This is a genomic window from Aporhodopirellula rubra (assembly GCF_014192335.1).
Lineage (GTDB): Bacteria > Planctomycetota > Planctomycetia > Pirellulales > Pirellulaceae > Rhodopirellula > Rhodopirellula rubra.
The window spans coordinates 1-9,285 of the sequence record NZ_JACHXU010000049.1 but is presented as its reverse complement, the minus strand read 5'-3'; the positions used below and the strand labels follow the sequence as shown (position 1 = coordinate 9,285).

Sequence of the window (9,285 nt, the reverse complement as noted above, 5' to 3'; positions counted from 1 at the left end):
CATCCCTCGCCGCAAACAGGAAAGTCGCGGAATCACGGGTGCCAGGCGAGGGCTTGAGAACGCGATAGGCTCGCATTCGTTGCTTACAACACGATATCGTTGCCGTGGCCGCAAGATTGTGGCCGAACCTCCGCGGTCAGTACGTTTTTCTCGTCCAACCGCGGAGCGTTCGCTCACATTGCTCAGGCAGGGCATCTTCAGACTGGCTGAGCGACGCCTCTGAGCGCCAGTTTAAAGTGAGTGGATGGCACCGCCGCATTAGGTGCCTACAGCACGACTGCGTGGGTGGGTGGCACCACTGGTACTACTTGAGAACGCACTACATCTCGATCTCATAACCTTCGCGATAGGGTCGCGCGAGAAAGTGATTTGCTTGTTCGTCGCCAACGATCTGCTCGTTGATATTGTCCCACTTCAATGCCCGACCAAACCGAGCCGAGATACCTGCTAGGTGACACACATTAAGCATCTCCATGTGTGATTCGACATCCGAGATCGGAGTCTCTCTCTGGCGAACGCAATGGAGGAAGTTGCCCCAGTGAGCCGTTCGACTACCAGCCCTTTCCATTGGTAGGCCACGGTAGACCTTCGCGAGCGCGTCTTCAGGCAATGGGTTGTGCTGAAGGTCTTCAACAGGTTTGCCAACAAGTTTTGAGCGATTAACAAAGATGCGTCCTTTGTCGCCCGTAATTAGCACACCGTTGTCGGTATCATTGCGGATAATCATCTCCGCACCGGACGGGTAGGATACGGTGAAATGAAAGTTGGTTGCCGTGTTGTAGCGATCCGTTTCGACGGGAAAGCCCTCTTTGAACTCGACGGGATGACTAGCCGTTCCGCCGATCAAATTCGGCCCTTCGGATTGCCCGTTCAGCTTAAGCGCCCAGTTGCAAATATCTACATGATGGGCCCCCCAGTCCGTCAATTTGCCACCACTGTATTCGTACCACCAGCGAAATTCATAGTGACAGTTCGACAAGCCGTTATTACTGCCCTCCGAATGACGATAGGCAACCTTGGGGGCTGGCCCTAGCCAACGATCCCAGTTCAATCCATCAGGAACTTGCCTGACCGGAATGGCAGGACTTGCAGGCGCCGAACCGATTGCGGCTTGAACTTGCTTGATACGACCAAGCCTCCCTTCGCTGACGATCGCGAGCGCCTTGACAAACGTGTCAAACTGACTCCTTTGCATCGTCCCTACCTGAACAACTGCCCCTGTTTCCCTCTGCACCTTTCGAATGAGTTTTCCCTCATCAATCGTCAACGTCAGCGGTTTTTCGCAGTAGACATCCTTTCCCGCTAACATCGCTTCGACAAGCGGTTTGGTGTGCCAATGATCAGGCGTGGCAACATGAATCACGTCAATATCTTCACGCGAGATTACCTCTCGATAATCTTCGGTCAAAGCGGCTTTCCCACCCGCGAACCTGCCATTGAATTCTTCGCGGCGACTCTTGTCGACATCGGCTATCGCTACGATGTCAAGCCACTGCTTCGACGCATCCATGTTCTCCCGAGCGATTCCGCCTGACCCTATCACGCCCACATTCATGCGGTCATTCTTCGACTTGATCTCGTGAGAAAGCGATCGTTCGTTCGAAAAGTGGTAAGGCACGCTAGCCGCAGCACTCGCGACCGCCGCCTTTAGAAAAACACGTCGATCAGATCTTTTTGGGGTGAACATAGAAGTGTAACGCTTCTCTCAAGAGGATTAACAATGGGGTGTGCAACAACAAGGCGTCGCATCAACAGTGACTGCCGGCGAGATCCAAACCAACGCGGATGCTTGACTAACTAACGTTTCTCAACCGCAATGAACCGAGCCCTGAGAACTCGCGTCTCGGGCCATAGAAATTGCGATCAAGTCATTCAGAAAACAGAGAGATCATTCGAAACTCCAAGCAAATCCCGCTGCCGCAAAGGATCAGCGAAGAAGAAGCACAATCGATTACGCTCGTGATTAATCTGCTACAAGAACATCCATGTAAACGGACTCACCGATGCAAGGCATATAGCCCCGTTCGCACTCAGGTTACGGAAGAAGATTGTCGAGTCCCTACGTACTGAATCGCGATCCTCGCTTCCCGCTCGGCAAGTGCAACTGAGCAGCAAACGCCTGACCCAAGAACCGAACCTGAACACCAAAACTCGGCACCTGCCCGACTCGGTTGGACGCCTGTGCAGCATCGCTCAACGATAACACAATAAGACGAAGACACCGTTGGGAAGTCTGGCGAGAATCCACCCGAAAAAACAACCGATACTGAGGGTCGTGGTCAAGCAATTCCCGAGTCATATCCCTGACGCGAGGCCTTCAGCTTACGCCCAAAAAACCTCAGTGAGATAACAACCTGCTGTTTCCTATTTCGATCAAAGCAGCTATCGGTTCTACACTTTTCAACCAGGCGTTAGAGAACGCAACGAACAGAAGTCGCAAACCGCACGATGAAGTGCATCTGCGACCTTTCGACGCGAGACCTCACTGGAAGACAAATGCTCGCATTGCCCAACACGACTTGTCCCCAACGAAAACATGCACGAATCGAGTTAAAGGTGAACTCGATTGAACGTCTCGCTCCACGGCAAAAGGGCCATCACAGGACGGAGAGCGCACACAACCTCAGGTTCCGAGTGATGCCTCACAGCCATGCAATCCGCATCGCCAGCAGCAACCCGCCACAAATTTCCTCCAGCTTTTACACGTAACCTCAACGAACCGCGAGCTATTAGCAGAACGAACCAAGCAACTTCACTCGGTTCCCCCACAGAACCTAGCGTCATCATCGCAATTCGCTGTGATTAGAGGCAGACCGGAGCCCCCGATCTCAAGCTAAGTTCCTTTGGGAATTTTTGTTTATTGTTTTCTGGAGATGTTGAAAGTGGAAAAGCGTTTAAGAAGAGGGTTCACGCTGGTTGAACTCCTTGTTGTGATTGCGATTATTGGAGTTTTGGTAGGGCTATTGCTGCCTGCTGTCCAGGCTGCACGAGAGGCGGCTCGCCGCATGAGTTGCAGTAACAACATGAAGCAACTAGGCCTAGCAGTTCATAACTACCACAGTGCGTATGACCAGCTCCCCATGCAGCTGGGAGGCACCTATCGCGAGGATGACTCAAGCACATTTGACTTGGCGAATAACCAAAAGCTGAATGATTTTCAGCTTAGTTATCTAGTCGGGTTGCTGCCGTTTTTCGAGCAGCAATCAGTTTGGGAGCAGGTTAGTGCTCCATTGGGTGTCGATGTCGACAACAACTTGATCACCCCGGCATACGCTCCGATGGGCCCACGCCCTGACGAGACGGCCTACTTGCCTTGGGTTACTGAGTTGCCTGCGTTGCGTTGCCCGAGCGATCCTGGGACCGGCCTCCCGGCCCAAGGACGCACCAACTACGCGGCCTGCATAGGCGAAGGATTGGACTGGCTAGATCACGGCTTGTACCGACAGGGTGCGGGCTTTGAGACAAGTGTTGACCAGGCTAGGGACGTGCGGGCGAGTGGCCGAGGCGTGTTCATTCCTCGCCAAAAGATGGCTTTTCGCGATGTGCTTGACGGCTTGGCCAATACTGTCATGCTCGGCGAGATCATTACTGACCTGGGGGACAGGGACGTTCGCTCAAGCCCCGCGATTCATGGCGGCGGTGGACGCTCCGGCCAGGTGACGCACCGTCCGTCAGTATGCCGCGAAGATCCTTCGTTGTTCAACGAAAGAAAGCCAGGTTTTTGGGCAGGCACCGTGGATATTGCCGGAGACGAGCGAAAGCGAGGCTACCGATGGTCCGACGGGCGAGCTTTGTACACCAGCTTTACCACCATCCTTTCACCAAATCGCGAGCTCTGCTTTGGCCACGGCGATGACTCCGTCGGAACGCTCACCGCAAGCAGTCGTCACCCTGGGGGCGCGCACGTTGTGATGGGCGATGGAGCCGTGAAATTCATCACTGATTCAATTGACGCAGGTGATAGCACCATCGGGACTGTCAAGCGGCATGAAGGAGGTGTTAGGGCTCCCGGTTCAATTAGTCCATACGGGCTTTGGGGAGCACTAGGGACACGCGCCAGCAAAGAGGTCATTTCAACCGAGTTGTAACAGGCCGACTTGAGGCGGAAAGGCAAGGGAGGCTCGCTAGCTTCCCTTGCCGCTGCTTCGCGCTGTTGCGGAGCAACCCGCGAGCATTTCTGCGTAATCGGCATCGCTTTTGGATGTGCTTTGTTAAGTCAAGATTTGGTCTTGCCATTTTTATACTACCTGAGGTTTTTGATGAATATTTCGATTTCGAATTTGAGCGCAGTTCTCCTTCTCACGTTCGCGTTCACTGGCTGTTCTAAGTCGCAGCCTTCAGTTGTTAAGGGACCAGAGAAATCTGAGGCTGAGGTGCTTGCCCAACGGCAGCAAGAGGAGGCTCAACGGATGGAAGAAGTGAAGGCCAGAATGTCTGAAGGACGCGACGGACGGTCCAATTGAGGTTTTCAATGCTGATTAAGCTCAACTGAAGCCGGGGCCGCTGGCAGCGTAGTGGTCGCGGCTTGTTGACCTTGGAGCCCGCGTTAAGGTAATTGCTAGTGTTTCCGCGTGACTGGTTATTGATATTTGCCATCGTGATTCTGGCGGCTGGATGCGGTGCACACAATGTCGATGGTGTATTGAAAGAACCAGGGAAGCGACAGCGCCCCACAAACGACGGGTTGGACGCACTGGACGCAATCGCTCGACTGGTAAAGCTGGATGATATCGAAACAGCGCACCACGAAATCAAACAATATCTGTTGCGAAAGCCCAATGACTCGCGAGCGTTAGCGATTGCGGCAAACATTGCGTACGCCAAAACACTGGTTGACGAGGCAGTTGAGCTACTTGATGCGGCGGCGGTAGCATCGCCTGCAGACGACCGCATCTACAGGGCAAGTGCAGCAATTTTGCTCGCAAAATCGGAGCGATGGCTAGAGTCAACAAGCCGTTTCGAAGCACTTGTAATAGAGTATCCCGACTTCAATGAAGCACGTCATTCATTGACAGAAATCCTGAACGCTCGCGGCTTTCGCTTCGATGCAAATGAGCACGTTAGAGAACTATGCCGTCGTGGCGTAGCGACTGAGAGCGAACTGCGAGGACTCATTTTCCCAAGTCGTGCATTTGCCAATTTCAGAGAAAAACCTCGCTTTGATGACCCAGACGCGGTAAGTCGAGCTGGGGTAATGAGTGTGGCACGCGCTCTTTTCAGCGAAGGCGACATGCGTGACTCGCTCGAGGTATTACAACGCAGTAATCTATTCCAAGCGAATAACCCTTGCGTGGTCGCATTCTACGGTCAAGTGCTGTTGGAATCGCAGCAATTTGATGAATTTGAGACTTGGGTGCAGCAGGTGCCACCGGGATGCCAGCGATACCCTTCGTACTGGATGGCCCTTGGAGGATGGGCGTTGTACAAGCAGAAGCACCGAGTAGCCGTGCGAATGTATTCTGAGGCTATCTTACGGGAACCCGGTGACTCGGCAGCAAACTTTCGAATGGCCCAGTCCCTTCGGGCTCTCGGAAAAGCCACGGAAAGCTCAAAGTTCGCTGAGCGAGCAAAGTCCATCCAGATAATGGAGCAACTAACACGGGAAGCTCTTTCTTCGCCCGAATCTTTCAGGGTCGCTATTCCCAAGCTAGCCAACCGACTAGCAGAGGCTGGTCGCCCACTGGAAAGCCTCGGGTGGTATGGCTCGCTACTGGATCGAAGCAACGCTCCCTCCCACGCGAAAGAATTGCTCGCTCAAAAATACTTACAAACAAACCATTTCGGGCATTCGAACTTCCAGGATTCAAGGCTTTGCGGATTGGAGTTAGCGGATTACCCACTAGATCATTCATGGCTTGGAAACACCGAAAAGACTAGCGAAACGAAACAACTGCCTGCTAAGCAAGTTGACCAGAATGCGCTATCACCCGGCTTCGTAAACGTTGCGCCAGATGTTGATTTAGTGTTCCAATACAAAAACGCGAGTTCAGCAGTTGAAAAAGACTTCCTGATCTTTCAATCACATGGCGCCTGCGTGGCGTGCCTGGACTACAACCTCGACGGTTTGGTTGACATCTACTTCGGTCAAGGTGCCAGCGATCCACCCTATGGTCTGAGTGCTCTTCCGAACGAGCTTTTTCGCAACAACGGAACGAGGTTCAGTAGCGTTACAGACGCAGCTCATTGCGACGATCGCCGCTACTCTCTCGGAGTGACTGTAGGAGACTGGAACCAAGATGGTTTCCCCGATCTCGTGATTGGCAATATCCAGCAAAACGAGCTGCTAATAAACCAGGGAGATGGAACGTTTTGTTCCCAGCCTGGTGGTGAAACTTGGTCCACTGCCACCTACACGACTGGACTGGCAATGGGAGATATCAACAATGACAATCTCCCGGACATTGTTGAAGTCAACTACCTGGACGACCCCAGCATCTATGATGCGATTGAATTCAGTTCAAATGGTAAACCACTTAAGCTCCCCGGGCCACTTCAATTCCGCCCAGCCTACGACCGCTTATTCATTTCAAAGGGAGATGGCGCAATGGAGGGTTCGGCTCTAGGGGGAAAAACGGCGTCACGATCGACTGGACTGGGTGTTGTCTTGGCGAACTTCGATAAAGCCTCCCCCAATGAGGCATTCATCGCGAACGACATGATGGCAAACCAATTCTGGGCATACTCGGAAGAAAAGAATGACGTTTCCTGGAATGACATCGCGACGACGAGCGGTCTTGCCTACGGCCCAGGGGGTATGCCGTTGGCATGTATGGGGATAGCAGTTGCCGACTTTGACAACAACGGACGTCAGGATTTACACATCACGAATTTCGCGGGGCAATGGTCCAATCACTTCTCTCAATTAGAAGATGGCATATTCGTTGATCAAGCTTTACCGATGGGTCTGGATGTTGATTCACTCGAAATGCTCGGGTTTGGAGCGCAAGCCATCGATTACGACAACGATTCGAATGTTGATCTTATAGTCGGAAACGGCCACATCGATGATTTCTCCGACGAAGGAATGCTGTTTGAAATGCCTACCCAAATCTTCGCGAATCGAAATGGCAGATTTGAGCAAATGCAAGTTGCGGGTGATCCAGAATACTGGACCAGCCGCCATCTCTCACGAGCACTAGCCAAGTGTGATTGGAACAACGATGGCCAAATGGACGTAGTTGTGACTGACTTGAAGCAACATGCTTCGCTACTCGAGAACCAAACAAAGAGCCCGTATCATTGCCTGCAACTCGCGTTGGTGGGAACAACAGCAGAGCGAGATGCAATTGGCGCGACTGTCGAAATTAGCTTTGGGGGAGCAAAGACTACCGCAACAGTCACGTCGGGGGACGGATACATGTGCAAGAATCAGTCGATCTTGTCGTTCGGATTAGGGGACAGCGACCACGCAGATCAAGTGACGATTTATTGGCCAGATGGACAGGAGCAAATTTTACCCGAATTGAAGGGAGACCGGTGCTGGATCATTGTTCAGAACGAGCCTTCCCCATTCGAAAGCAAACTCTTTCTTTCAAAGGGGCGTTAGCTCGGTGGCCCGACTGCTGTCAGCCTTTGGCAATAATGCTACCGAAATCTATCGGGAACATGCCATTCGTCACCTTCGAGACTCGCGCAAGCAACTCACGCTTGAACAAGGCAATGCCGTTCGAGATGAACTCGGCAATGGCCCTCGCGTTTGAAATCAGATCGAGATCGTGGCATCAGGATCAGCCGCAAAAGGTTTCCCAAAACACTCGGCGAAACCAGTTTCCTGAATTTCCTTCGTAACCTTTTGACCGGTGTCGCTTTTTCTTATCGTAACTCCGCACGAAAGCGAACTGTCATCGAGGAAACCGGATTAGCCGTCGCCGACGAAATCCCGGTCCGTCCGATATTAACGAATCCCCATTTCGTCCGAAGGAAAGCCATATCAAGCACACCGATTGCCTGCGGACGGCAGCGCAATGCGACTACGAAAAGTGCGAAATCGCCGGATTGCTCAACTCAGAAGACATGACATGGCATCGCGGATTCGGACCAACGGACAAATGCAATTCAGCGTCTGACGCGTCACCGAAGTTAACGTTGCGTGATAGCCGCATTGGCGCGCAGGGACCTCCACCCAAACGGACCAAATTGAGATGAGCTGTGATAAACAGCGGATTCATTAGCAGATTTCATTCGCAACTAGATATTATCAGCCTAAAGCGAAGTGCGGAGACTATTCCTGCCCAAGGCCACCGAGAAAACCGCAGAGCAAAGAATGATACAGTGTGTCGCTATTGACAGCCAAAGAAGTCGCCGGCGAATCGGCGTTTGCTGCTTTCGCGTGACATCCCCGAAATAGCTGAACCTGATCTCGTTGCAGCTTTCAGCGAGTTGATTCATTGCGACATGCGGCTGATCAAGGAAACATTTACATCATCAAAACATTCGCAACATCCAATGCAAATGCACCGTCCATTTCTGAATCACCACAGCTACATAGGCTTACTGCTCCTCTTTCTGAGCATGGCATTCGTTAGCCCGATACCCGCGTTAAGTCAAACGATTCATCCAACCGCTAACGAGGACGTTGCCCTAGCAATGCAGCCGTACCTTGAGAGCTACCAATTGGCCGGTGTCGTCGCAATTATCGCCGATCGAAATGGCAAACTGAGATACAAGAACGAGATCGGCTTTGCGAATGTTGAAGATAGAATTCCGATTTCAGACGAGAATGTGTTTTGGATTGCGTCCATGACAAAAATGTTTGCGGGCGCTTCGATTCTAATGCTCGTTGACGAGGGCAAACTGAGCCTAGACGATCCAGCAACGAAATACATTCCGCAACTACGCAATTGGATGGTTGTCGAGGAACGCGACGCCGAACACGTTTTACTCAGACCACCTGTGCGACCGGTTACGATTCGACATTTACTGAGCCACACAAGCGGCCTCTCAGGGCAATCTGAACTTCAGTTGGTGACTGGCAATGATACTTCGTCGCTCAAGGCTCGATCGATCAGTTCTGTCACCGGCCCCTTACAGTGGCATCCGGGCGATAAATATCAATACGGAAATCAAGGAATGAATATCGCTGCTCGTATCGTCGAGGTCGTCAGTAAGATCACGTATGACGAATTCCTGCAAAGACGCATATTCGAACCACTTGGCATGAATGAAACGACTTTTTGGCCTACCGAAGCACGGAAGCGTCCCAATAATTGTTGAAAGTTGAAAGATGGTCTCCCGGAGGGCAGAATCTGCCCTCCGCAACTTTCCAATTTTCGTCGGCGGCAACCG

At 52.2% G+C, this 9,285-nt stretch carries 4 protein-coding genes; 3 read left to right on the top strand and 1 reads right to left on the bottom strand.

The genetic code is table 11. The features are described 5' to 3' along the window. Positions 1–319 precede the first annotated feature (319 nt). Positions 320–1,687, bottom strand: coding sequence for a Gfo/Idh/MocA family protein (locus FHS27_RS30315; RefSeq protein WP_184310142.1), 1,368 nt, complete (start codon positions 1,685–1,687; stop codon positions 320–322). A 1,186-nt stretch (positions 1,688–2,873) separates the two neighbouring features. On the opposite strand from FHS27_RS30315, the gene FHS27_RS30310 reads away from it, so the two are divergent. From FHS27_RS30310 to FHS27_RS30300, 3 genes are all read left to right on the top strand, one after another. Then, a complete protein-coding gene (locus FHS27_RS30310) occupies positions 2,874–4,088 on the top strand; it encodes a DUF1559 domain-containing protein (RefSeq protein WP_184310140.1) in 1,215 nt (404 codons plus the stop codon). A gap of 473 nt (positions 4,089–4,561) precedes the next feature. Further along, positions 4,562–7,546, top strand: coding sequence for an FG-GAP-like repeat-containing protein (locus FHS27_RS30305; RefSeq protein ID WP_184310138.1), 2,985 nt, complete (start codon positions 4,562–4,564; stop codon positions 7,544–7,546). Positions 7,547–8,316: 770 nt separating this feature from the next. Beyond that, positions 8,317–9,213, top strand: coding sequence for a serine hydrolase domain-containing protein (locus FHS27_RS30300; protein ID WP_184310136.1), 897 nt, complete (start codon positions 8,317–8,319; stop codon positions 9,211–9,213). Positions 9,214–9,285 lie beyond the last annotated feature (72 nt).

Coding starts and splice junctions, on each gene's coding strand:
- FHS27_RS30310 (WP_184310140.1), top strand. CDS start 2,874: ATGTTGAAAGTGGAAAAGCGTTTAAGAAGAGGGTTCACGCTGGTTGAA.
- FHS27_RS30315 (WP_184310142.1), bottom strand. CDS start 1,687: ATGTTCACCCCAAAAAGATCTGATCGACGTGTTTTTCTAAAGGCGGCG.